This is a genomic window from Streptomyces yangpuensis (assembly GCF_024666385.1).
GTDB classification, from domain to species: Bacteria; Actinomycetota; Actinomycetes; order Streptomycetales; family Streptomycetaceae; genus Streptomyces; species Streptomyces yangpuensis.
In genome coordinates this window covers 6,561,099-6,585,447 of sequence record NZ_CP102514.1, presented here as the reverse complement: position 1 = coordinate 6,585,447, position 24,349 = coordinate 6,561,099, and the positions used below count along the sequence as shown (strand labels likewise).

Sequence of the window (24,349 nt, the reverse complement as noted above, 5' to 3'; positions counted from 1 at the left end):
CGGCTCGCCGTACCGCCCACCGCCCGCCGCGCACCGGCCGGTGTCGGTGTCGCCCGGACGGCCGGATACTGGAGGTGATGGACTGGTTCACGGCGCCCGACTACTGGCTGGCCCGGCTGGTCTTCCAGCGGGCCCTTGCCGGCGTCTACCTCGTCGCCTTCATCGGGGCCGCCCTGCAGTTCCGGGCCCTGATCGGGGCGCACGGCATGCTGCCCGTGCCGCGCTATGTACGGTACGTGCCCTTCCGGCGCGCCCCGAGCCTGTTCCAACTGCGTTACTCGGACCGGCTCTTCGCGGGCTGCGCCTGGACCGGGGCCGCCCTGGCCGCGGCCCTGGCCGCCGGAGCCGGGGACGAGGTGCCGCTGGCCGCGGCCATGGCGATGTGGGCGGCCCTGTGGCTGCTGTACCTCTCCATCGTGAACGTGGGCCAGACCTGGTACTCCTTCGGCTGGGAGTCACTGCTGCTGGAGGCCGGCTTCCTCGCGGTGTTCCTCGGCAACGCCCGGACCGGGCCGCCCGTGCTCGTGCTGTGGCTGCTGCGCTGGCTGCTCTTCCGCGTCGAATTCGGGGCCGGGCTGATCAAGATGCGCGGGGACCCCTGCTGGCGGGGGCTCACCTGTCTCTACTTCCACCACGAGACGCAGCCGATGGCGGGACCGCTGAGCTGGTTCTTCCACCACCTGCCGAAGCCGCTCCACCGGGTGGAGTGCGCCGCCAACCACGTGACGCAGCTGGTCGTCCCGGTGCTCCTGTTCACCCCGCAGCCGGTGGCCTCGTACGCGGCCGGGGCCGTCGTCGCGACCCAGCTGTGGCTCGTGCTGTCGGGCAACTTCGCCTGGCTGAACTGGCTGACGATCACCCTCGCCGTGTCGGCGGTGGACTTCACCGGCCTCGCCGGTCCGCCCCCGGCCGCCGCCTCGCAGGAGGGCCCCCTGTGGTTCGTGGTGCTGGTCTGCGCGGTGACCGCCCTGGTCCTGTTCCTCAGCCGCCATCCGGTGCTCAACATGATCTCGCGCCGCCAGGTGATGAACCGCTCCTTCGACGCGCTGCACCTGGTCAACACCTACGGGGCCTTCGGCTCGGTCGGCCGGGTCCGCATGGAGGTGGCGGTGGAGGGTACCGCGGACCGCGTGCCGCGCGAGGACGGCGACTGGAAGGAGTACGGCTTCAGGGGCAAACCGGGCGATCCGCACAGGCTGCCGCGCCAGTTCGCCCCGTACCACCTGCGGCTGGACTGGCTGATGTGGTTCGCGGCGATCTCCCCCGGCTATGCGCGCGACTGGTTCGGGCCGTTCGTGGAGCGGCTGCTGGCGGGCGACCGGGACACGCTGCGGCTGCTGCGCCACAACCCCTTCCCGGACGCCCCGCCCGTCCACGTCCGCGCCCTGCTCTACCGGTACCGCTTCACCACCTGGCGGGAGCTGCGCGAGACCGGGGACTGGTGGCACCGCACGCTGGTGCGGGAGTACCTGCCGCCGACCCGGCTCGCGGACGCCCGGCTGTCAGAGCCCGAGTAGCGCGGCCTCCCGCTCGGCGTCGAGTCCGGGGGCGGGCCGGTCCGGCCGCTGCGGAGCCCGGCCGCCGAGGGAGCACAGCCAGGCCCAGGTGTCGGCGACGGTCTCCGCCACGGGGCGGCACCGCAGGCCGGTCTCCAGGGCCCTGGTCACGTCCCCGCCGAACATGTGGTCGTACGACTCGTCCCCGGGGAGCCAGACCGGCAGCTCGGTCCAGGGCTCGACGCCGGCCGCCAGGATGGCCGCCGGGTCGGTCCAGCGCAGGTCGGCGGCCCCGCCGGTGACCGCGGCGCAGGCATCGAGGAGCGTGCCCATGGTGGCGTGCCCGACCGGGGCGACCAGGTTGTACGGGCCGCCGAGGCCGGCCCCGGCGGCGTCCAGGGTCCAGCGCGCGAGGTCGCGTACGTCGATGTACTGGATCGGGAGGTCCCGCGGGCCGGGGGCGAGCACCGGACCGCCGCGCGCGATGCGGTTGAGCCACCACGGCAGCCGGCCGACGTTCTCGTAGGGGCCGAGGATCAGCCCGGCGCGGACCAGCAGGGCCCGGTCGGCGAAGGCGTCCAGCGCGGCGAGTTCGCCGCCCCTCTTGTCCTCGGCGTAGGCGGTCGAGGCGGCGTCCGCGGAGCCGTCGACGAGGAGGCCGTCCTCCGTCTGCCCGGCGGGGGCGGGGTAGGCGTACACCGAGCGGCTGGAGATGTACACGTACCTCCCGGCCCGGCCGCCCAGCAGGCGGGCGCTGTCGCGCACGGCCGTGGGGGCGCCGCCCCAGGTGTCGACGACGAGGTCCCACCGGCCCTCGGAGAGGGCGGCCAGGCCTCCGGGAGCGGTGCGGTCCCCGTGCAGGGCGCGGGTGCCCGGTGCAGGTGCGTGGCGGCCGCGGTGGAAGACGGTCACCTCCCAGCCCCGGGCGAGGGCGTCCTCGGTGATCGCGCGTCCGACGAATTCGGTTCCACCCAGCATCAGCAGCTTCATGCGATCATCCTGGATCGGCCGGCCGGACCGCGGAAGCGGTGATCGCTCTGGGCGATGACGCTCAGGGCGTAGCACGGCGATGCGGGGCGATGCACCGCCGGGCAGAGCAGCGCCCCCGGTGCGGGTGGGCACGTGGGGGCGCTTGTCACCGCGTCGCGGGCCGGCACGCCGGTCCGCCGACCGGCCGACTAGTCGATGCCGGGCAGGATGTGCGCCTCCGCCAGGTCGTCCTCGTACCCGGCCAGCCGGATCGGGGCTGAGCGCGCCCAGACCTCCAGGCTTCCGAGTTCGTCGGACCGCGTCTTGGCACGCGATCCCGTCCGCTCCAGCAACTTCGGTTCGGGCTTCGTCTTTTCAGTCACCGCGCACTCCTCTGTGTCGCGTAACCCGGCAGGCAGACCGCGGGCCGGGCAAGGGATCAAGGGTTCCGGACGCGGTGGCGCCTTAGTGGAGCGCGGCCCGGATGGGGGCCGTCTTGATGCCCCAGGGTACACATATGAGCGGACCTCCGCTCGATAGGAAGGCAAAATCCGCTGCGCCCTCTCAGTTTCGCCGCGAGTTCAGCAAGTCGTCGGCCGACGGGTACGCCGGAAGTGGTGTGCTCGGACCCGGGATACGGGCGGCGCGAGGGAGGGGGTCGGCGATGTCGGGGTCCGGAGTGCCGGAGGCCGAACTGCCGTGCTTCACCAGTGTGGTTGAGCTGATGGAGCTGTTGCGCGGCAGCCCCGACGACCGCGCCCTGCGGACCGCGGCGCTGCTCCGGCGCTCCCATCCCGCGGACAAGGAACTGCAGCTCGCGGGCCTGCTCCAGGACGTCGGCCGGATGCTCCGTCCGGGTGACGGAGCGCGACACGCCGTACTCGCAGCGCAGGCACTGCGCTCCCTGCTGGGCGACCGGGTGGCCCGGCTCGTACGAGCGGCCGGCGCGACGGGTACGGCCGGTACGGCCGGCGGGACCGGCGGGCCGGACGACGCCGAGGCGGTGGCGACCCTGCGCCGGGCCCGCGAGGCGGCGGGCGCCTCCGGCCCGGACGCCGGCATGCTGGAGGACTGGCGTCCGCTGCTGGAGCTGGTCGCGGCCGGGTCCTGCCGGGCCGCGAACGCGATCGACCCCCTCGGTCCGCCGAGGGGGTCGATCACGCGTACGGGGTAGGCCCGGGGGCCTCAGGGGCTACCAGTTCGCCGGGGCGTAGTCCTTCAGGAAGACACCGAACAGGTCCTCGCCGGCCTCGCCGCGCACGATCGGGTCGTAGACCCGGGCCGCGCCGTCGACCAGGTCGAGCGGGGCGTGGAAGCCCTCCTCGGCGAGGCGCAGCTTGTCGAAGTGCGGACGCTCGTCGGTGATCCAGCCGGTGTCGACGGACGTCATCAGGATGCGGTCGGTCTGGAACATCTCCTGGCCGCTGGTCCGCGTCACCATGTTCATCGCGGCCTTGGCGGCGTTGGTGTTCGGGTGCCCGGCGCCCTTGTAGCCACGGCTGAAGACGCCCTCCATCGCCGAGACGTTGACGACGTACGCCCGCCCGCTGGACGCCTGCCGGGCGGCCGCCGCCATGGCCGGCCGGAGCGCGCTGATCAGGATGAACGGCGACGTGTAGTTGCACAGCTGGGTTTCGAGCAGCTCGACCGGGGAGATCTGGTCGATGGTCTGCACCCAGGTGTTGCTCTCGACCACGTCGGGCAGCAGGCCGCCCGCGTCGATGGCGGTGCCGGCGAGGTGCCGCTCCAGGCTGGCGTTGCCCGCGACCAGGGCGAGGTCCGCGACCTTCTGCGCCTCCAGGCCGCTCACTCCGACGGGCAGTGCGGCCAGGCCGTCGACCGCGCCGGAGTTGAAGGCGCCGATGACGTGGTGGGCGGGGAGCTCACCGGCGGGCAGCGGGGCGGACTCCCCCTCGACCAGCGCCGCGTAGGCGGTGGGCAGGCGGCGCACGGTCTGCGTCGCGTTGTTGATCAGGATGTCGAGCGGGCCGGCCTCGGCGACCTGGTCGGCGAGGGCCACGGCCTGGGCCGGGTCGCGCAGGTCGATGCCGACGACCTCCAGGCGGTGCATCCAGTCCGCCGAGTCCTCCATCGCCTTGAAGCGGCGGATGGCGTCCTTGGGGAAGCGGGTGGTGATCGTGGTGTGGGCGCCGTCGCGCAGCAGCCGCAGCGCGATGTACATGCCGATCTTGGCGCGGCCGCCGGTGAGCAGCGCGCGCTTGCCGGCGAGGTCGGCGCGGGCCTCGCGCCTGGCCCGGTTCTCGACGGCGCAGCCCGGGCAGAGCTGGTGGTAGAAGTAGTCGACCTCGACGTACCGCGTCTTGCAGACGTAGCAGGAGCGCGGGCGCTGGAGTATCCCGGCGATCCGGCCGGCCTCCGTGACCGAGGAGGGCAGGATGCCCTCGGTCTCGTCGTCGATGCGTTCGGCGGAGCCGGTCGCGGTCGCCTCGGTGACGGCCTTGTCGTTGGCGGTCTTGGCGGCGCGGCGCTCCTGACGGCGGCGCTGCTTGACCGTGCGGTAGACGCCCGCGGTGGCGCGGCGCACGGCGATGGCGTCCGGGTGGTCCACGTCGATCCCGTCGAGCTCGGCGAGCACGTCGAGGCAGAGCGCCAGCCGTTCGGGGTCGATGCCCGGTCCGTAGGCCTGCACCTGGTCGTGGCTGTCTTCGGTCACCGTCATGGCCGCTGCCGTTCCTTGATCACTCGTCCGCATCCGCCTGCTGCGGAGGTCCTCAAAAGGGAAACTGTACGGATCCCACGCGCCCCGAGCCAAACCCGTCCGCAGGAGCCTCACGCACCGCGAACAGGCCGTCACCGTACGGGTCCGGTCGGTGATCGAAAGGGACGCCGCCGGGGTGGCGCCGCGCTGGCGGAAGGAACACGCCGCGTACTCCCGTACTACGTCGGGAGTATGACTCGTGACCGCCTGTGGGCGGAGGAATAGCGCAGGTGGGTCCGGCATTGTGGACCTTATGAGTGCACTGGCGCTGTCGGTCCTGCTCTGCCTCGTGTCCGCCGTGGCGTACGCGGGTGGCGCGATCGTCCAGGAGAGGGTCGCGGTGAACACGCCGGACCGGCGGTACGCGCCGCTGCGCCGGGCCGCCTGGTGGGTGGCGGTCGGGCTGAACGGCCTCGGGGCGCTGCTGCACGTGGTGGCGCTCGCGTACGGGCCGCTGAGCCTGGTGCAGCCGCTGGGCGCGCTGACCATCGTCTTCGCGCTGCCGATGGCGGCAGTCTTCGTAGGGCGCCGGGCGGGCGCGGCGGCCTGGCGCGGGGCGGTGCTGACCGCGGTCGGACTCGCCGGGCTGCTGGCGCTGACCGGCGGGAACGGGCGGACGGCGCAAACCCTGGGGGGCGACGAGCGGAGCCTGCTGCTCGTGGTGACCGGGGCGGCGGTGGCGGCGCTGTTCCTGGCGGCGCACCGGATGCACCGGGTGGTGCTGCACAGCGTGCTGCTGGCCGCGGCGGCCGGTACGGCCTTCGGCATGGCCTCGGTGTTCACCAAGTCGGTGGCCGAGGCCGTCGGGTCGGGGGCGCCGGCCGCCATGTGGCCGGACCTGGCGGCGATCGCGGTGCTGGCGTCGGGCGGGCTGCTGCTGTCCCAGGCGGCCTACCGGGGCGCCGGGCTGACCGCGCCGCTGGCCACGGTGACCGTGGTCAATCCGGTGGTCGCGGCGACGGTCGGCATCACGCTGTTCGGCGAGGGCTTCCGTCACGGGGCGGCCGGCACGGCGGCGGCGCTGGCCAGCGCCGTGCTGGCGGCGGCCGGCCTGGTCCTGCTCACGGCCGTGCCGCCGCACGTGCGCGGGTCAGATCAGGTCCCCGGGCCGGAGCGCGTCCCTGGTACGGATCTCGTCCTCGGCCCGGATCTCGTTCCCGGGCCGGATCCCGTCCCCGGGCCGGATCCCGTCCCCGGATCAGATGCGGACCCCGTGGCCCCGCAGGTACTTCAGCGGGTCGATGTCGGAGCCGTAGCCGGGGCCCGTGCGGATCTCGAAGTGCAGGTGCGGGCCGGTGCTGTTGCCGGTCGAGCCGGAGCGGCCGATCCGCTGGCCGCCGGAGACCTGCTGGCCGGACTTCACGCCGAGGGCCGAGAGGTGGGCGTACTGGGAGTACCGGCCGTCGGTGTGCCGGATGATGACCTGGTAGCCGTAGGCGCCGGCCCAGCCGGCGGATACGACCTGCCCTGGTCCGACGGACTTGACGGTCGTGCCGGTGGCCACGGGGAAGTCGACGCCCGTGTGGTAGCCGCTGGACCAGGAGGATCCCGAGACGCGGTAGGCGGTGCCGAGGGCGGCGTCGACGGGAGCGGAGAAGCCGCCCGCGGCGGGCTTCTGCTGCGCTGAGGCGGGCTGGGTGTCGGGCTTCGCCGCAGGCTTCTCGGCGGGCTTCTCGGCCGGTTTCGGAGCCGGCTTCGACGCCTCCTTCGGCGCCTGCTTCTCCACGGGCTTCGGCGCGGGCTGCTCCGCCGGCTTCTGCGCGGCTGGCTCCCCGGGCTTGACCGGTTCGGCCGTCCGCGGCGGCTTCTCCGGGTTCTGCGCGGGCGGGGCCGGCGGGGCGGTGGTGACCCGCATCGTGAGCCGCTGACCCGGGAAGATCAGGTTCGGGTTGTCGCCCACGACGGCCCGGTTGGTCTCGTAGAGCGCCTGCCAGCCGCCCTCGACCCGCTGCTCGGTGGCGATCGCGGAGAGCGAGTCGCCCGGCGCGACGACATACGGGCTGGGCAGGACCGAGGTTCCGGTCGGGCGGGGCGCGGTGCCCTGCGCCGAGGCCGTCCGCACCTCCGGCGCCCGCTGCTGCGTGCGCGCCTCGGGCTGCGCGGGGACCTGCGCGGCGAGGGCCGGCGACGGGCCGCCCCGGGTGAGCCCGGCCCCCTTCCCGCAGTGGGGCCAGGCCCCGGGCCCCTGCCCGTTGAGCACCTTCTCGGCGACCGCGATCTGCTGCTCCTTGGTGGCCAGGTCGGCGCGCGGGGCGTAGGTGGTACCGCCGAAGGCCCGCCAGGTGCTCTGGCTGAACTGGAGTCCGCCGTAATAGCCGTTGCCGGTGTTGATGCGCCAGTTGTTGGTCGACTCACAGGCGGCGACCTTGTTCCACGTGTCCACGGAGGCGGCTTCGGCCACTCCGGCGCCCATGAAGGGGAGCGCGATCCCGGCCCCTCCCGCGGTGACGGCCAGCGAGGCCCGGTTGATGCTGCTCGGCTGATACCGGCGGTGCCGGCCCCGTACGCCCATGGGAGCCCCCCATTCGAGTCATCAGGAATCGCACAACGTAACGTCGGGATCATTGCACGGCAAGGGAGCAACGGGGCGCTCTTCAGCGGAACTTGACAATCCCCCGACGGGCCGCGGCGCCGCGGGACCGACGGCGGGGTAGCGTCGGCACAGCCCGCACACCGAAGCACGCAGGAGCGCACAGATGAGCACCAGCACGGCCCAGATCGGCGTCACCGGCCTCGCAGTCATGGGCAGCAACCTGGCCCGCAACTTCGCCCGCAACGGATTCACCGTGGCCGTCCACAACCGCACCGCCGCCAGGACGACGGCGCTGGTGGAGGAGTTCGGTCACGAGGGCGCGTTCGTGGCCGCCGAGTCGGCCAAGGAGTTCGTCGACGCGCTGGAGCGCCCCCGACGCATCGTCATCATGGTGAAGGCCGGGGAGCCGACCGATGCCGTGATCCGCGAGTTCGCCCCGCTGCTGGAGGAGGGCGACGTCATCATCGACGGTGGGAACGCCCACTTCGAGGACACCCGTCGTCGCGAGCGCGAACTGCGCGAGCAGGGGATCCACTTCGTGGGCGTGGGCATCTCCGGCGGCGAGGAGGGGGCGCTGCTCGGCCCGAGCATCATGCCGGGCGGCTCGAAGGAGTCGTACGAGTCCCTCGGCCCGCTGCTGGAGAAGATCGCGGCGAAGGCCGCCGACGGTACGCCGTGCACCTCCCACGTGGGTCCCGACGGCGCCGGACACTTCGTCAAGATGGTCCACAACGGCATCGAGTACGCCGACATGCAGCTCATCGCCGAGGCCTACCACCTGCTGCGCGACGTCGCCGGCTACTCTCCCGCGAAGATCGCGGACACCTTCCGGGACTGGAACCGGGGGCGCCTGGACTCCTACCTGATCGAGATCACGGCGGAGGTGCTGGCCCACACGGACGCCGCGACCGGGCGCCCGTTCGTCGACGTCGTGACGGACGCGGCCGAGCAGAAGGGCACCGGTCGCTGGACCGTGCAGATCGCCCTGGACCTCGGGGTGCCGGTGTCGGGGATCGCCGAGGCGGTGTTCGCCCGCGCCGTCTCGGGCCACGCGGACCTGCGTACGGCCGCTCGCGGACTCGCGGGTCCGGCGCCGGCCGCGCTGGCGCCGGAGGCGGCGGACGCGTTCGCCGCGCAGGTGGAGGAGGCGCTGTACGCGTCGAAGATCGTCTCGTACACGCAGGGGTTCCACCAGATCCGGGCCGGCAGCGAGGAGTACGGCTGGAGCGTGGACCTGGGCGCGGTGGCCTCCCTGTGGCGCGGCGGCTGCATCATCCGGGCGGCGTTCCTCGACCGGATCCGCGCGGCCTACGACGCGCGGCCCGACCTGCCGAGCCTGCTGGCGGACGAGCGTTTCGCCGAGGAGATCGGGGCGGCGCAGGAGGGCTGGCGATCGGTGATCGCGGCCGCGGTGGGCGCGGGTATTCCGGTGCCAGCCTTCGCGGCGTCACTGGCCTACTACGACGCGCTGCGCGCGGAGCGGCTCCCGGCGGCCCTCACCCAGGGCCAGCGGGACTTCTTCGGGGCGCACACCTACCGGCGGACCGACCGTGAGGGCTCCTTCCACACCCTCTGGAGCGGCGACCGCTCCGAGATCCGCACGGACTGACCCCTGCGACTCCTACGACTCCTGCGCCCTGCTCCAGGGCCCGGGCTGGGGAACCGGCGCGGGTCCCGGGGGCGGGGGCACCGGGTCCGGCTCCGGGACGGGGCCGGGTACGGGCGGCACGGGGCGCGGGATCGGCTCGGGGTCCGGGAAGGGGTTGGGCGCCGGCGTCGGATCGGGCTCGGGGGGCGGCGGCTGTGTGTCTTCGAGTTTTCGCACCATGAGTTTTCGCACCATATACGGCACTTTCCCGCGAACGCGGCTCGTACGCCCCCGGGGTGCCCTGCCGGTCGGCCGACTGAGGGAGCGGAGCCCGGCGCCGGAGCACGCGAACCCGGCCTGACCGGCCCGACCGGCAGGCCCACCCCCTACGGCTCGGCCGTCAGGGCGAGGGCGGCGGCCAGGCCCGGAGCGGGGCTGGCCAGCACCGGGATCCCGGTCGTGGTCAGCCCGGCCGCGCCCGCCATGGAGGCCTGGGCCAGGACGATGACGTCGGCGCCGGTCACGGCGTCGGCGGCCTCGGCGACCCGGGCGAGGCAGCGGGCGGTGTCGCCCGCCTCGAAGCTCTCCCAGGCTCCGGCGACGAGGTGGGTGGTGACCGACACCGGGAGCCCGTGCCCGTCGGCCTCCTGGGCGATCAGCTCCGTGGTCGGGGCGAGCGTCGATCCGAGCGCGGCCAGGACGGCGATGCGCGGGCCGGTGCGCACGGCAGCGGCTGCCATCGGCCGGTCCACGCGCAGCACCGGGGCGCCGAGGGCCGGAGCCAGAGCCTCGGCGGTCGCCCCGATCGTGGAGCAGGTGACCAGTACGGGGCCCGGCCCGGCTCCGGCGAGCAGCTCCAGCAGAGCCGGGGCGACGGACCGCGGCCCGTTCGCACGGGCCCGGTCCAGCAGCTCCGGCGCCACCAGGTGCCGCAGGGCGGCCCCGGGGTGGTGCCGGTCGCGCAGCGCGTCGAAGACGGGGACGTGCGCGGGCGAGGTGTGCAGCAGGGTCAGGCCGCGGGCCGCGGAGCAGGCCGTCACCACAGGTCGGAGTCGGCCGCCAGCTGCGCCTTGGCCGCCGCGGTCACCTCGGCGGGCGGGACGGGCGCCTCGTCGGGGTGTTTGGCGGCCCAGCTCGCCGCGTACGGGCAGAGCGGGACCACGGGCACGCCTTCGGCCTCGGCGAGTCCGTAGAAGGTCCTGACCAGCCCTCCGGCGATGCCCCGGCCCTCGTGGCCCGGCTCGACGATCGTGTGCACCGCCACCAGGGCGTGGGGCGGCCCGGCGAGCACGAAGTAGGCGATGTGGCCGACCGCCGTCCCGTCCTCGACGGCGAGCAGCCGTCCGGCCTTGCGCTCGTCCCGGTACTCGATCGACATGTTCGTGCTGTCGGGCATGGGCCCCGGCTCCTTCTCGGACTCAGCTGGCGGCCACGGCGTGGGGGCTGCGCTCCTGGTCCGTGCCCGGTACGGGGGCGGAGGGATCCGCGCCCAGTTCGATGATCCGGTTGTCGGCGTCGACGTGCACGACACGCGGCTTCAGCGCCCGCGCCTCGGCGTCCTCGACCTGTGCGTAGCTGATGAGAATGACGAGGTCCCCGGGGTGCACCAGGTGCGCGGCGGCCCCGTTGATCCCGATCACGCCGGAGCCGCGCTCGCCCTCGATGACGTAGGTCTCCAGCCGCGCCCCGTTGGTGATGTCCACGATGTGGACGAGCTCCCCGGGGAGCAGGTCGGCGGCGTCCAGCAGATCGGCGTCGACGGTCACGGACCCGACATAGTGCAGGTCGGCCTGGGTGACGGTGGCCCGGTGAATCTTGGACTTGAACATGGTGCGCATCATGTTGGTCTCCTGTAAGACGGCTCCCTGCCTGCTTTCTGCAGGTCAAGGGCGCTACGCACTCTACACGGACGCCCTTTGAGACGACGATGAAAAAGGAACATCGCCCTCTCTGCCGAGCACCCTCGCAGCCTGCGCTTCCGTGTCGACCAGGCTCCTCTGAAGCCGCCGACCAGACGTCACGCCACCTCGACGAAGCCGTCATCGACTTCGCCCCCGGGCTCCACGCCGGAGTGGGAGGCACTGAGCGATCTGGGCATCAGCGAGTACGCCGCTTTCGGCAACGACATCAACGACCTGGGCATGCTGTTCAACGCCCGACACGCGGTACGCGTCGGCACGCACGCCGGCCTCGACGCCGTGGCGGGCGTCACCGTCACCTCGGAGCGGGCGCCGTCGCCGACGAAATCTCCCGCCTGGCGGCGCCCATGCCCGCGTTGATGCTGAGGCCGACCACGATGGTCCGCTACCGCGACTGCGTCCGAAACGACCTCACCCCGGCCTTCGGCACCCTCGGGCTCGACCAGCTCGCCCACTGGCACATCTCGCCTTCGTCGCCAGCCAGCTCACCGCCGGACGAGGCAGAACCACCTTCTACCGCTGCCTGGCCACCCTCTCCAGCGCCCTCGGCGACGCCGTCCGCCAACACGCCTTCCGCTGCACGGCATCAGGGACCGGACCGCGATCGGCTCATCGCCGCTGCCACTCCTCTGCCAGGAGTCGGTAGGAGCGGACCCGGTCGGCGTGGTCGTGGGTGATGGTCGTGATGATCAGTTCGTCGGCGCCGGTGGCCTCCTGCAATTGCTCAAGCTGGTCCGCAACCTGCCCGGGTGAGCCGACGAACTGGGTGTCGACGCGGTCGGCGACCAGGGCCCGGTCCGCTTCGGTCCAGGCGTGGGCGCGGGCCTCGTCCGGGGTCGGGAAGGGTATGGCGCCCTCGGCCGTACGGATGCTGCGGACCCACGGGCCGTAACCGGTGGCCAGTTCGCGGGCGGTCGCGTCGTCCTCGGCGACGACGACGTCGGCAGAGACGCTGACGTAGGGCTTGTCGAGGTGGTCGGAGGGCTGGAACGCGACGCGGTAGCCGTCGGCCGCCTCCAGTACGGTGGCCGGGCTGACGTGGTAGTTGGCGGCGAAGCGCAGGCCGTTGCGGCCGGCGACGTCGGCACTCTGTCCGCCGCTGCTGCCGAGGATCCATACCTCCACGTCCGCGCCCTCGCCGGGGACGGCGTGCGCCTCGGTCCCGTCCGCGGAGCGGTAGTCGCCGCGCAGGAGCGCGAGGATGTCGTCGACCTGCTCGCCGTAGTCTTGGGGGCGGGCGCCGGGCTGGTGGAGCAGTTGTTGCTGGAGCTGGAAGCGGGGGGAATCGAGCAGGTGCTCGAAGGAGAACCGGGGTGGGATCTTCAGGCCGTTGGGCGCGCGCCCGTCGACGACGGGGGTGGCGGTCGGCCGGGGGTCCGCCGTCTGCCCGGCGGGTCGTCCGCCGGAGCGGCCGAGACCCAGATCGAGTCGCCCGGGATGCAGGGCGTCGATCAGGCCGAACTCCTCGACGGTGGAAAGGGCGGTGCGGTGCCCGAGCTGTACGGCACCGGAGCCGATTCTGATGGTGGAGGTCGCGGAGGCGGTCAGGGCCAGCACGACGGCGGGAGAGGATCCGGCCACGCCCGGGTTGAGGTGGTGCTCGGCGAACCAGTAGCGGGTGTAGCCGAACCGCTCGGTCTGCTGGGCCAGGTCGATGGTGTTGCGCAGCGCCTGGGCGGCGCTGGAGTCGGACGGGATCGGGACGAGGTCGAGGACTCCGAGGGGATGCCGGACATGGTCGGGGGGCTCCTCAGCGGTCGGTGGGCGCGGGCGCTGGTACGGATATGAGTTCGGGTTCGGGTGCCGCCGTGACCGGGGCCCAGGGGAACGGCGGGTCGGGGATGTCGCGTCGCAGCACCGGTGCGATCGCGGACTGGAAGAGTTCGAGTGAGGCCCGGTGCTGGGCGTGGGTGAGACCGCCGGCGTCAGCCTGCAGGTGGAGCACGCTGTGTCCGAACCGCTCGTGGTAGCGGTGCACCTTGTCGATGATCTGCTGCGGGCTGCCGATCAGCGCCGAGCTGCGTTCGACGAAGTCCTCCAGGGTGGTGAACACCGGCTCCAGGCCCTGGCTCTTCTGGAACGCGAGCTGCCCCTCGAACACCGGCCGGTACGCGGCGACGGCTTCCTGTGAGGTGCGGGCAGCGTAGTAGCCGGCCGTGCCCGCGCCGACGACGGCCCGGGCCGGGTCGCGGCCGTAGTGCTCCCAGCGCTCCCGGTAGTGGCGGATGAGTTCGGCGTACGGCTCGATCGGGTGGGTGACGTTGGCCGAGAAGAGCGGATCTCCGCAACGTGCGGCGAGGTCGACCGACTCCCGGCTGGTCGCGCTGCCGTGCCAGACCCGGACGGGCTGCTGAAGGGGTCTCGGCCACACCTCGGCGTCGGTCAACTCGGGCCGGAAGCGCGGGGAGGCGCTCACCTTCTCCTGCCGCCAGATGCGGCGGAACAGCTCGTAGCTCTCGGCGTTGCGCTCCCACTGGTCCTCGGGCGTGACGTGGAACAGCTCGCGCTGGGCGGTGCCGTTGCCCTTGCCCTTGCCGATGATCAGGTCGAGGCGGCCGGCGGACAGGTGGTCCAGGGTCGCGTAGTCCTCGTAGGCGCGCACCGGGTCGAGCAGGCTGAGCGTGGTGACGGCGGTGAAGAGGCGGATCCGGGAGGTGAGCGCGGCGATGTGACTGAGCACGACCGGCGGCGAGGAGGAGATGAACGGCCGCTCGTGGCGTTCGCCGACGCCGAAGCCGTCGAATCCGAGCTCCTCGGCCAGCAGCGCGTTGTCGACCACCTCGCGGAAGCGCTCGTGGGTGGACTTCTGTACGCCGGTCACCGGGTCCGGGGCGTGCACGATGAGGGTGATGGCCAGGAACTTCACGACGCCACCCGCCGGATCTCCGGCCGTTCCGCGCGGGCGTCGGGGTGGGCGAGGCCGAGGTGGTCGCGGAGCGTGGTGCCCGTGTAGTCGTGGCGGAACACTCCGCGTTCCTGGAGCAGCGGGACGACGGTGTCGGCGAACTCGTCGAGGCCGCCGGGGGTGAGGTGCGGAACCAGGATGAAGCCGTCGGCGGCGTCCGTCTGGACGAAGTGGTCGATGGTGTCGGCGACGGTGGCCGGGGAGCCGATGAACGACTGGCGGCCGGTGGTCTCGATGACCAGTTCACGGATCGACAGGTTCTCCGCGGCCGCGCGCTCGCGCCACTGCCTGGCCAAGGCGAGAGGGTCGCGGAACATCCGGACGCTGGCGCGTCCGCGCGCGATGGTGTTCTCGCCGGGGTCCGGGTCGATATCGGGGAGCGGGCCGTCCGGGTCGTACGCGGAGAGGTCCCGGTTCCAGATGTGTTCGAGGTAGGTGATCGCGGTCTGACCGCTGACCTGTTGGCGGCGTACCTCGCGGGCCAGCTCCTGCGCCTCGGCGTCGGTGTCGCCGAGTACGAAGGTGGCCGCGGGCAGGATCAGGAGCTGGTCGTGGCTTCGGCCGTGGCAGGCCAGGCGTCCCTTGACGTCGGTGTAGAAGGCCTGGCCGGCTTCCAGCGTGCTGTGCCGGCTGAAGATGGCGTCGGCCTCGGCGGCGGCGAACTCGCGGCCCTCGTCGGAGTCGCCCGCCTGGAAGATCACCGGGCGGCCCTGCGGGCTGCGCGGGACGTTGAACCGGCCGGCGATGTCGAAGTGCTGCCCCTGGTGGACGAAGGCTCCGGCTTGCGCGTCGTTGAGGAAGAGGCCGGATTCCCGGTCGGCGACGATCTCGTCGCCGTGCCAGGAGTCGAACAGCTCGGTGGCGGTGGAGAGGAACTCCCTGGCCCGGGAGTAGCGCTGGCCCTCCGGGAGGAAGCCGCCCCGCCGGAAGTTCTCGCCGGTGAAGGCGTCCCAGGAGGTGACGACGTTCCAGGCGGCGCGTCCGCCCGACAGATGGTCCAGGCTGGCGAACTGGCGGGCGACCTCGTAGGGCTCGTTGAAGGTGGAGTTGATGGTGCCGGTCAGGCCGAGATGCTCGGTGACGGCGGCGAGCGCGGACAGGACGGTGAAGGTGTCGGGCCGCCCCACCACGTCCAGGTCGTATATCCGGCCGCCCTGTTCGCGCAGTCGCAGTCCCTCGGCGAGGAACAGGAAGTCGAACTTGGCGCGTTCGGCGGTGCGCGCGAAGTGCGCGAACGAGCTGAACTCGATGTGGCTGCCGGCCCGGGGGTCGCCCCACACAGTGGTGTTGTTGACGCCGGGGAAGTGGGCCGCGAGATGGATCTGCTTCAGGGGCTTGCCGGTGGGCGGCTTCGTCATGGTGGTACGGCTCCTGCGGCTCAGACGGCGGCGGCGTAGCGGTTCGCGGGGCGGGCGAGTCCGAGCAGCCCCCGGAGGGTGTCCGCCTCGTAGGCGTGCCGGAAGGCGCCTCGGCGTTGGAGTTCGGGCACCAGGCCCCGTGTGATCTGTGCCAGGTCGTGCCCGATCACTCCGGGGCGCAACCGGAAGCCGCTCAGGCCCGCCTGGCGCAGCTCAAGGAGCCGATCTGCCAGTTGCCCGGGCGTGCCCGTGAACACCTCGGCGTCGCTGGTGCAGGTGTAGCCCGCCAGGTCGTCCAGGCGTGCCTTGTGGTTCTCCGCCGCCGTGGGATCGTCGTCCAGGAACACGACCAGGTCGCCGAAGATGTGCAGTCGTTCCTCCGCCCGTCCTGCGGCGGCCTGGGCGGCACGGATCGTGGTGACGATGGCGCGGGCCTGGTCGGTGTCAGGTGGAGTGACGTACCCGATGTCGGCGGAACGGCCGACGAGTTGGTACGGCACGCTGTCGTGCGCGAGTGCGCTGACGAGGGGCTGGCCCTGCGGGGGCCGAGGGGTGATCGAGGGGCCCTTGACGCTGAAGTGCTTGCCCTCGAAGTCGATGTAGTGCAGCTTGTCGCGGTCGATGAAGCGCCCGGTGGCGACGTCACGGATCTCCGCGTCGTCCTCCCAGCTGTCCCACAGGCGGCGCACCACCTCGATGTGGTCGGCGGCCTCCTCGAAGACTTCGGCGATCAGGTCCCGGCCGGCCGGGGTGTCCCGGTCCTCGATGCGGAGGGGCGGGAAGGTGCGGCGGCCGAAGTGCGCGGCCTCGATCGGTCGTGCCGTCACCTGGACGCGCAGGCCCGCGCGGCCGCCGCTGACGTAGTCCAGGGTGGCGATCGCCTTGGAGATGTGGAACGGCTCGGTGTGGGTCGCGACCACGGTCGGCACAAGGCCGATGTGCCGGGTCAGCGGTGCGACCCGGGCGGCGACGAGCACGGCGTCCAGTCAAAGACGCCGTTGCGCCAGGCCGCGGCCTGGGAGGCGGCGGCCTGGCGCAACGGCGTCTTCCCCCTCGCCGACGGCAGCGGCGCGCTGGCCCGCCGCAATCCGGCCGAGGAGCGGTTCCACCGCCCCCTGACCCTGCTGGCGGGCACACCCGAACTGGAGCGCTACCGCTCCTCCCGGCTCATCTCGTTCCGCTCCTTCGACGTCACCGTCGAGCTCGACGAGCACGCCGCGTCGGACCAGGGCGTATTCGTCTCGCACGGCGACCAGGGCGGCGGCTACAGCCTGTACGTGGAGGACGGGCGGGTCCGGTTCGCCTACAACGAGTACGGCGACCTGCACGAGACCGACGCCGGCCCGCTGCCCGCGGGCCGGCGGACGGTCACGCTCTCGGCCGCTGCGGTGGAGGGCCTGCGCTGGGAGTTCCGCATCTTGATCGACGGTGTGGAGACCGGCCGGTCGGACAGCGTCCACCAGCTCATAGGCATGGCGCCCCTGCAAGGCATCAGCGTGGGCGTGGACCGCAAGTCCCCGGTCTCCTGGCCGGTCTACGAACGCCACCGCAGCTTCCGCTACACCGGCCGCCTGCGCTCGGTGACCTACACCCCGGGACCGCAGGCGCCCTGCGACCCGGCGGTCGTGGCCCGCGCGCTGAAGGAGGCCGCCGCCGCCTTCGAGTGACGGAAGACGCGCACGGGGCCGGCCACGGGCGCGTCCGCCCGGCGGACCCCGACCGCCGGGCGGACACCCCCTCCTCGTCCCGGCCCCGTGTTGCCCGTGCGCTGCGGAACCATGACAGCGTGACCAAGCTGTGGCGGGCGGCTGCGGAAAGATCTCCAGATGCGCGGCTGGCGCCCGGTGGCAGCGAGGATCTGAGCGAACGTCGTGTCGCGCGAAGCTCGCGCGTTCAGCGGCGCCTCCGCTCGTGCACGGGGATGTCCTCCCCCGTCGAGCTGGTTGCGGACGGTTGCGTACACCGACCGTCCCGCACGGGGGTGGGGGGTGCGGGGGTGGGGAGGCGTCCGGCAGCTCAGTCGTGCCGGGCGAGCTTGAGTGCGGAGACGAGGAGGATCACGGCCAGCGCCGGAATGAGCACCACGTCCGGGAAGACACCGAGGAGCAGCCCGCCGAGGACGGCGCCGGTGATGGAGCCCGCGGCCATGGTGGCGGTGAAGCGAAGGGTGGCTCCGAGGACGGCGAAGCTGCCGTCGCGGCTGTAGCGCGCGAACGCGACGAGCATCGTGGGCAGGGAGACCAGCAGGGACAGGCTCCCGGCGGTCTTGATGTCCTCGCCGAACAGCAAGACGATCGTCGGGATCAGCAGCTCGCCGCCGGCCACGCCCATGATCGCGGCGACGACGCCGATGCCGAACCCGGCAGCGACACCGGCGGGGATCCGGGCCGCGGGCGGCAGGTCGAGGGCGCCCAGGGTGGTCGTGTGGGTGAGGACCAGGGCGGCGGCCATGAGGACCATCAGCGCGGCCAGCACCCTGTAGAGGGTGGTGGAGCGCATCCGCACGGCCCAGGACGCACCCGCCCAGGCCCCGAGCAGGCTGCCGGCCAGCAGGTTGACCGCGGCAGGCCATCGGGCGGCGACCTCGGCGGCCGGGACCGCCGCGAGGCGGGCGGGCAGCGCGACCAGGACCACGACCAGGCTCATCGCCTTGTTCAGGATCACCGCCGAGAGCGCGGCGAACCCGAACAGGCCGATCAGCAGCGGCAGGCGGAACTCCGCACCGCCCAGCCCGATCATCCCGCCCAGCACACCGATGACCGCTCCCGCGCCGAACACCACCGGCACGGAGCGGGTACGGAGCGGATGGAAGGCCTGGTCAGTGCTCATGGCGGGCATCCTCTCCGGAATGCGGGCCGTCCGGCTACGTCCCACCCTCACCTTCGGGGCAAGGCACCGGACACCCGACGCTGATTCGTCGAGACCTCCGACCTGCGCTACAGCAGCCTCCGCCGCCCGTCGCCGACCTCCGGCCGCGCCTCCGCGGTCACCCCGCGGCGGCCGCCGGCCCCGGTCCGCGGCCACCTCCAGTTCCTCCTCCCCTCAGGACGGAAAGCGCAGCGCACGCGGACAACGGCAACCGGGCACCCGTCGTCCCGGAGGGGGGCCGCGACGGGGCGCGCCCGGACACGGGAGCCCGGCCCGGTGGTGCTGGACATCGCCGGGCGGCGACGGGGACACACCGTCACCGTCCGGGCTGTCACGGCCGCGCGGGTAGATCGCTGGGCCGCATCCGGTGTCAGGCCGTGTCCGGGGGGTCGTGTGCCGTGATGGCACCGAGTGGGTCCTCGCGGGCCGGGCTGCGCCCGCTTGCGCGGCGTTCCTGCCCTTCGGGGAGGGGCAGGACCGCCAGCGCGGTGTCCGCAATGTTCCGGAGCGTCTCCGGGTCCAGGCCTGCCTTGCCCACCGCCTCGATACCGCGGACCACCGTCAGCAGCAGTGCAGCCAACTGCTGCGGATCCACGGCGCTGTCGATGTCGCCGTGGCGCTGGGCGGCGCTGATCTCCGCCCGCAGCAGGGCCTGCAGTTTCGTCATGGTCTCGGCCGACTGTCCGGCGACCGTCGGATCGTGCTGGGCCAGTTCCGCCGCGCCCTTGGCCAGCAGGCACCCGCGGCGTTCGGTGTCGGAGGCGGTGTTCTCCGCCATGAGGTGCACGTACCCCGACAGCCGGGCCATGGCCTCTGCGTCCGGGCCGCCTGCCAGCTGCCCTTCGGCCACCTCGACGACGGCGGTGCACCAGTCGCCGTACACGCGATGGAACAGCTTGCCCTTGTCGCCGAACGCGCCGTACAGGCTGCCTTTGCCCAGGCCGGTCGCCCGGGCGATGTCGTCCATCCGGGTTCCTGCGTAGCCGGTCGTCCAGAACTGTTCCCGGGCCCGGTCCAGGACCTGGTGTTCGTCGAATGCGCGTGGTCTCGCCATGGCCTCACCGTACCCATTCTTGACTCGATCGTCCATTACTGCCTACGTTATGGACGATCCATTCCATAACTGAAGGGGTTCACCATGCCAGGCGTGCTGCAGGAGAAGGTGGCTGTGATCACCGGAGGGACCAGCGGGATCGGGCTTGCCATCGCTCACCGTTTCGTCCGGGAGGGCGCACGGGTCTTCGTGACCGGCCGGGACGTCGACCGCCTCGAAGCAGCGGTCGAGGAGCTGGGCCCTTCGGCCACCGGCGTACGATCCGACGTCTCGGTCCTGGCCGACCTGGACGCGCTCTACGCGCGAGTCCGCGAGGAGACCGCACGCATCGACGTGCTGGTGGCCAACGCGGCGATCGTCGCGGACGCCTCGCTCGGCGCCCACACCGAGGCAAACGTCGACCTGACGCTCGCCGTGAACGTCAAGGGCCCGCTGTTCACCGTTCAGAAGGCGCTTCCGCTGCTGGCGGAGAACGCCTCCATCCTGGTCGTCGGCTCGAGCAACAGCGCCCGGCCCAATGAGCAGCTCGAGGTGTACAGCGCCTCGAAGGCGGCTCTCAGCAACCTCGTCCACAACTGGGCCCGGCAGTCACGGGAGCGCCGATTCCGAGTCAACGTGCTCAGCCCGGGACCCACGCGGACCTCCGGCCTGCTGGGCGCCGCGGGCCCGGACGTCGAGCAGTTCGCCGAAGCCGTCGTGCCCCTGGGGCGGCTGGCGGACCCTGCGGAAATCGCCGAAGCCGCCCTCTTCCTGGCTTCGGACGCCTCCTCGTTCATCACCGGCGCCGAACTCTTCGCCGACGGCGGCTACACCCGGGCCTGAGCGACGGACGGTGGTGCGCACCGCTCCCGTTCGCGCACGGCCCGCCCCCCAGGGCCATGTGACAGACCGGCCCCCGCTCGGTCCGAACCGGCTCGGGCGCGCCGTACCTGCCTGTACCTACGACGCACTGCCGCGCCTTGAGCACCGCGTTCGGCCCGCGAACTCCGTCGCAAGCGACGCCGCCAGGGCCCAGCGCCGCGCCGGACCCGCTGCTCGGTACAGCGCCCATACCGGGCGGCGTTCGGCTCCGACCGCCGCCGGGAGTCACGTAGCGGGGCCCCCGCCCCTCGCGACCCCCGCCGGCGGTCTCTCCTGACCGAGCGCCGTCACATGCTCTTCATGTCCTGTGCATGGTCCGCGCGTGGTTCCTCGATCCATGATCAGCGCACGCCCGCACCCGCCATCGAGGAGCAGTCGCCCATGTCCAGCCGCCGTACCTTCCTGACCGGTTCGACCGCCGTGCTCGGCCTGCCCGCCATCACCGCCGCGGTTGCCGGGTCGGGCCAGGCAGCGGCCTCGGTGGCGGCCCCGAAGGCGGGCGACACCGAGGCCGGCAGGCCGCCGAGCTTCGTCGTCGTCCTTGCCGACGACCTCGGGTACGGCGAACTCGGCTCTTACGGACAGAAGTTGATCAGCACGCCCCGTCTGGACCGGCTCGCCGCCGAGGGAATGCGCTTCACCGACGCCTACTCCACCGCCGCCGTGTGCGCACCCTCTCGCTGCTCCCTGCTGACCGGACTGCACACCGGCCACTCCACGGTGCGCGCCAACCCCTCCGCCGGCGGGCAGGGATCGCTCACCGCGACGGACACCACGTTCGCCCAGGTACTGCGCGCCCGCGGCTACCGGACGGCTGTGATCGGCAAGTGGGGCTTCGGACCGGAGACGGCGGGCCAGGAAAGCCATCCGGCCGCGCGCGGGTTCGAGGAGTTCTACGGCTACATCACCCACGGCCACGCGCACGAGTACTACCCCGAGTACCTGTGGCACAACAATGCCAAGGAGTCCATCCCGGCCAACGCCGGCGGTGCGAAGGCCGTCTACGCCCCGGACCTGCTGGAGCAGCGCGCCCTGGAGTTCATCGATACCCACGCCGATGAGCCGTTCCTGCTGCTGCTCACGCCGAACGTGCCGCACGCACCCAGCGACGTACCGGACACCAGCGCGTACGCCGACCGCGGCTGGAGCGCCGCGAACACGGGCCACGCGGCCAGGTCAGCCACCTCAACTCGCTGGTCGGCAAAGTGGTCGACCGGCTCCGCGCCCACGGGCTGGAGCAGGACACGGTCGTCCTCGTCACCAGCGACAACGGCCCCCACGAGGAGGGCGGGGTCAACCCGGACCTGTTCGACGCGAACGGCCCGCTGCGCGGATACAAGCGCAACCTCTACGAGGGCGGCGTACGGGTGCCCCTCATCGCCTGGGGGCCCGGCCGCGTAAGCCAGGGCACCAGCGACCGTCCGACCCCGTTGACCGATGTGCTCCCCACCCTGGCCGAGCTCGGCGGCGCCCCGTCTCCCAGCGATGTGGACGGGCTGTCGGCCGCTCCCCTGCTCGCCGGCAGCGCCGACTCGGCCCGTCATGGACACCTGTACTGGTTCCGCGACGAATGGGGCGTCACCAGCCGGGCCAACGCACAGGACAACAAGCGCGCCACATGGCTGGCCGAGGCGGTGCGCCAGGACGACTGGAAGGCCGTCCGCTTCGCTCCCGAACGTGACCACAACCTCCCCGACGACAAGTGGCAGGTCGAGCTGTACGATCTGGCCGCCGATCCCGGCGAGAGCCGCAACGTCATCGACAGGCACGCGGCCAAGGGCCGCGAACTCGTGGCGCTGATGCGCTCCTCCTGGAAGGACGCCTATCCGCGCAAGCCGTTCGGCACGCGGCTGACCCTGCCCCGGCTGGCCGTCCCCGGTGAGGCGTTCACCGTGACCGCCACGCTGGACAACGGCTCCGCACGGCCCTGGGCCGATGCCGTTCTCGCCCTGCGCGCGCCCACCGGCTGGACCGCGACCCCCGTCTCCCCGGCCACGGCGGACCAGCTCGCCGCCGGGGGCCGTCTCACCGCCTCCTGGCGGGTGACCCCGCCCGCGAACACCGCTCCGGCAACCACGTGGGCGCTCGTCGCGGAAGGCACCGCCGACGCCCCGTCCGGGCGGGTCCGCTACCCGGCGACGGGCACCGTTGCGACCCCGCCCGCCGCTCCCGTCCGCGACTCGTACCTCTCCGACCTCACCTGGATCAGCGCCACCAACGGCTGGGGGCCGGTGGAGCGCGACACCTCCAACGGCAGGAGCGCCGCCGGCGACGGCCCCCTGATCTCCTTCGGCGGTACGACGTACCCCAAGGGCCTGGGCGTCCACGCACCCAGCGACATCGCCTACCACCTCGGCGCCGCCGGCCTCCGGTTCACCTCCCTCGTCGGCATCGACGACTTCTCCGCCAAGCAGAGCAGCGTGGGAGCCACCCGCGCCAAGGTCTACGGCGACGACCGCCTGCTGCTGACCACCCCCACACTCACTGCGGCCACCGGCCCGGTCCGTGTCGATCTGGATGTCCGCGGAGTACGTGTCCTGCGCCTCGTGGTCGAGGACGCCGACAACCGCACTTCCTTCGACCACACTTCCTGGGCCCTGGCCCACGTCACGGTGGGGTGAACCCGCCTGCACACAGAGCGGGAGAGGCCGTTTCCGGAGCGTCGCTCCTGGGCTGCCCTTCCGACCTTCGCCGTACCCGGGAAGGCACTGTCCCGAACACAGTAGCGCCGGCTCCGCGGAGCCGGCGCTGCTGTGTTCGGAAGGAGATGTTCCGAGACTCACGGGTCCAGGCGGGCACCGGCTCGTACCGTGGTCACATCGTTGTCCAACATCTGGGCGACACGGTGGCGGATCTCGCCACTCTTCACATAAAAGCGCAGTTCAGAGCGGTACACAGGGCGCGATTGGTGGCGCAATACTGCGGCAACACCATCGGGCTCACCCGGCCGGTACGTTCCCTTCCATGCCAGCCGAACCCGCCCCCGCCGCCCGACCGGTCGCCGCCGCGCGACGCCGACGGCTGCGTGCGGACCAGGCCCGGCAACTCGCCGACCTGCTGCGCCACCAGATCCTTGCGGGCAGCTTCCCCGGCGGCGTCCTGCCACTGGAGAACACCATCGCCGCCGACTACCGCACCAGCCGCAACACGGTCCGGCAGGCACTGGACCTGCTGCGCGGTGAACAGCTCATCGAACGCCAGCCCGGGGTGGGCACCGTGGTGGTCTGCGAGAAGTACCCGCACGGCCTGGACCGGCTCCAGGGCCTGGCCGAAACGCTGCACGAGCACGGCCGGGTGACGAACGAGGTCCGTACCGTCGGTCCCATCACCGCCTCGGGCCCTGTTGCCCACAGGCTCGGCCTGCCCGAGCACAGCGATGTCCTCTGTATCGAGCGGCTGCGCCGACTCAACGGACTGCCGCTGTCCCTGGACCTCTCCTACCTGCCCATGGACGTGGGCAGCAAACTGCTCGACTGCGACCTCGAGAACACGGACGTGTTCCGGCTCCTGGAGTCACTGACCGGAGGCCCTCTGGGCCATGCCGAGATCACGCTGGAGGCCGTCAACGCCGACGCCCATTCCGCCGCGGTGCTCCAGGCTCCGCGCGGAGCCGCCGTACTGATGCTGGAGCGGCTGACCCGGCTGCCCGACGGGCGACCGGTGGACCTGGAATTCATCCGGTTCCGCGGCGACCGCATCACCATGAGCGGTGTCCTGCACCGCTCCCGCTGAGTCCTCGGACCGCTGGATCCACGAGTTGCCGGGGTCCTGGGTTCTCGAGGTCCGCTCCCCTTCCCCTCATCGTGTTCCTTGCCCTGTCGGGCCCTTGGAGACCGCCATGCCCCTTGTTCCGCACCGCTCCGACGTACCCGTGACCATCGACGAATCCAAGTGCATCCAGGGGTGCACGCTCTGCGTCGACATGTGTCCACTCGACTCGCTCGCGATCCGCGAGGACGACGGCAAGGCGTACATGCACGTGGACGAGTGCTGGTACTGCGGCCCGTGCGCGGCCCGCTGCCCCACCGGCGCGGTCACCGTCAACATGCCCTACCTGCTCCGGTGAAAGGCCCGACTCG

General features: G+C 72.3%; 20 protein-coding genes and 3 pseudogenes. 10 read left to right on the top strand and 13 right to left on the bottom strand.

From position 1 onward, the window contains the following. Positions 1-77: 77 nt before the first annotated feature. Complete coding sequence (locus NRK68_RS29860; RefSeq protein ID WP_183064128.1) at positions 78-1,517, top strand: lipase maturation factor family protein; 1,440 nt, start codon at positions 78-80, stop codon at positions 1,515-1,517. Here the strand turns inward: NRK68_RS29860 and NRK68_RS29855 are convergent. Next, entirely contained in the window at positions 1,503-2,486 is a 984-nt protein-coding gene (locus NRK68_RS29855; protein ID WP_183064126.1) for an NAD-dependent epimerase/dehydratase family protein, read from the bottom strand. The genes NRK68_RS29860 and NRK68_RS29855 overlap by 15 nt on opposite strands. Positions 2,487-2,674: 188 nt before the next feature. Then, a complete protein-coding gene (locus NRK68_RS29850; protein WP_183064124.1) occupies positions 2,675-2,848 on the bottom strand; it encodes a hypothetical protein in 174 nt (57 codons plus the stop codon). Positions 2,849-3,129: 281 nt separating this feature from the next. On the opposite strand from NRK68_RS29850, the gene NRK68_RS29845 reads away from it, so the two are divergent. After that, positions 3,130-3,639, top strand: a complete 510-nt coding sequence (locus NRK68_RS29845) for a hypothetical protein (RefSeq protein ID WP_373024039.1) — start codon at positions 3,130-3,132, stop codon at positions 3,637-3,639. An 18-nt stretch (positions 3,640-3,657) separates the two neighbouring features. Here the strand turns inward: NRK68_RS29845 and NRK68_RS29840 are convergent, their stop codons facing one another. Beyond that, positions 3,658-5,145, bottom strand: coding sequence for an SDR family NAD(P)-dependent oxidoreductase (locus tag NRK68_RS29840; protein ID WP_257857279.1), 1,488 nt, complete (start codon positions 5,143-5,145; stop codon positions 3,658-3,660). Positions 5,146-5,437: 292 nt separating this feature from the next. On the opposite strand from NRK68_RS29840, the pseudogene NRK68_RS29835 reads away from it, so the two are divergent. Beyond that, positions 5,438-6,172, top strand: a pseudogene (locus NRK68_RS29835) (DMT family transporter); the annotation flags it as partial. A 210-nt stretch (positions 6,173-6,382) separates the two neighbouring features. On the opposite strand, the gene NRK68_RS29830 reads toward NRK68_RS29835, so the two are convergent. Next, positions 6,383-7,696, bottom strand: coding sequence for a transglycosylase family protein (locus NRK68_RS29830; protein WP_257857278.1), 1,314 nt, complete (start codon positions 7,694-7,696; stop codon positions 6,383-6,385). A gap of 184 nt (positions 7,697-7,880) precedes the next feature. Here NRK68_RS29830 and gnd point away from each other — a divergent pair, with 184 nt between their 5' ends. Further along, positions 7,881-9,326 (top strand): NADP-dependent phosphogluconate dehydrogenase, encoded by a 1,446-nt coding sequence (gene gnd, locus NRK68_RS29825; RefSeq protein WP_257857277.1) that lies wholly within the window; start codon positions 7,881-7,883, stop codon positions 9,324-9,326. A gap of 365 nt (positions 9,327-9,691) precedes the next feature. Here gnd and NRK68_RS29820 read toward each other — a convergent pair whose 3' ends face one another. From NRK68_RS29820 to NRK68_RS29790, 7 genes and pseudogenes are all read right to left on the bottom strand, one after another. Next, positions 9,692-10,348, bottom strand: coding sequence for an aspartate/glutamate racemase family protein (locus NRK68_RS29820; RefSeq protein WP_257857276.1), 657 nt, complete (start codon positions 10,346-10,348; stop codon positions 9,692-9,694). Further along, a complete protein-coding gene (locus NRK68_RS29815; protein ID WP_183064115.1) occupies positions 10,342-10,701 on the bottom strand; it encodes a GNAT family N-acetyltransferase in 360 nt (119 codons plus the stop codon). Before NRK68_RS29815 ends, NRK68_RS29820 begins: the two co-directional genes overlap by 7 nt. Before the next feature lie 22 nt (positions 10,702-10,723). After that, positions 10,724-11,146 (bottom strand): aspartate 1-decarboxylase, encoded by a 423-nt coding sequence (gene panD, locus NRK68_RS29810; RefSeq protein WP_257857275.1) that lies wholly within the window; start codon positions 11,144-11,146, stop codon positions 10,724-10,726. Positions 11,147-11,833: 687 nt separating this feature from the next. Then, complete coding sequence (locus NRK68_RS29805; RefSeq protein ID WP_257857956.1) at positions 11,834-12,922, bottom strand: LLM class flavin-dependent oxidoreductase; 1,089 nt, start codon at positions 12,920-12,922, stop codon at positions 11,834-11,836. Positions 12,923-12,974: 52 nt separating this feature from the next. Continuing rightward, positions 12,975-14,090, bottom strand: coding sequence for an LLM class flavin-dependent oxidoreductase (locus tag NRK68_RS29800; RefSeq protein ID WP_257857274.1), 1,116 nt, complete (start codon positions 14,088-14,090; stop codon positions 12,975-12,977). Then, complete coding sequence (locus NRK68_RS29795; protein ID WP_257857273.1) at positions 14,087-15,487, bottom strand: NtaA/DmoA family FMN-dependent monooxygenase; 1,401 nt, start codon at positions 15,485-15,487, stop codon at positions 14,087-14,089. Before NRK68_RS29795 ends, NRK68_RS29800 begins: the two co-directional genes overlap by 4 nt. Positions 15,488-15,507: 20 nt before the next feature. Next, positions 15,508-16,473, bottom strand: a pseudogene (locus NRK68_RS29790) (LLM class flavin-dependent oxidoreductase); the annotation flags it as partial. Here NRK68_RS29790 and NRK68_RS29785 point away from each other — a divergent pair. Further along, positions 16,426-17,154, top strand: a complete 729-nt coding sequence (locus NRK68_RS29785; protein WP_257857272.1) for a hypothetical protein — start codon at positions 16,426-16,428, stop codon at positions 17,152-17,154. The pseudogene NRK68_RS29790 and the gene NRK68_RS29785 overlap by 48 nt on opposite strands. 349 nt (positions 17,155-17,503) lie before the next feature. Here NRK68_RS29785 and NRK68_RS29780 read toward each other — a convergent pair whose 3' ends face one another. Both NRK68_RS29780 and NRK68_RS29775 read right to left on the bottom strand, forming a co-directional pair. Further along, the gene (locus NRK68_RS29780; RefSeq protein WP_257857271.1) at positions 17,504-18,316 is read right to left on the bottom strand and encodes a sulfite exporter TauE/SafE family protein; all 813 of its coding nucleotides are present in this window, start codon (positions 18,314-18,316) and stop codon (positions 17,504-17,506) included. Between the two features lie 409 nt (positions 18,317-18,725). Further along, positions 18,726-19,409, bottom strand: a complete 684-nt coding sequence (locus tag NRK68_RS29775; RefSeq protein ID WP_257857270.1) for a TetR/AcrR family transcriptional regulator — start codon at positions 19,407-19,409, stop codon at positions 18,726-18,728. A gap of 84 nt (positions 19,410-19,493) precedes the next feature. On the opposite strand from NRK68_RS29775, the gene NRK68_RS29770 reads away from it, so the two are divergent. The 5 genes and pseudogenes from NRK68_RS29770 to NRK68_RS29750 all read left to right on the top strand — a co-directional run bounded on the left by NRK68_RS29770 (position 19,494) and on the right by NRK68_RS29750 (position 24,336). Then, positions 19,494-20,231, top strand: a complete 738-nt coding sequence (locus tag NRK68_RS29770) for an SDR family NAD(P)-dependent oxidoreductase (protein WP_257857269.1) — start codon at positions 19,494-19,496, stop codon at positions 20,229-20,231. Positions 20,232-20,561: 330 nt separating this feature from the next. Continuing rightward, positions 20,562-21,356: pseudogene (locus NRK68_RS29765) on the top strand (sulfatase-like hydrolase/transferase); the annotation flags it as partial. 119 nt (positions 21,357-21,475) lie between these two features. After that, the gene (locus NRK68_RS29760) at positions 21,476-22,891 is read left to right on the top strand and encodes an NPCBM/NEW2 domain-containing protein (protein ID WP_257857268.1); all 1,416 of its coding nucleotides are present in this window, start codon (positions 21,476-21,478) and stop codon (positions 22,889-22,891) included. A gap of 343 nt (positions 22,892-23,234) precedes the next feature. Continuing rightward, on the top strand, positions 23,235-24,002 hold the full coding sequence (locus NRK68_RS29755; RefSeq protein ID WP_257857267.1) for a GntR family transcriptional regulator: 768 nt from the start codon (positions 23,235-23,237) through the stop codon (positions 24,000-24,002). Positions 24,003-24,108: 106 nt separating this feature from the next. Next, positions 24,109-24,336, top strand: coding sequence for a 4Fe-4S dicluster domain-containing protein (locus NRK68_RS29750; protein WP_257857266.1), 228 nt, complete (start codon positions 24,109-24,111; stop codon positions 24,334-24,336). Positions 24,337-24,349: the final 13 nt, after the last annotated feature.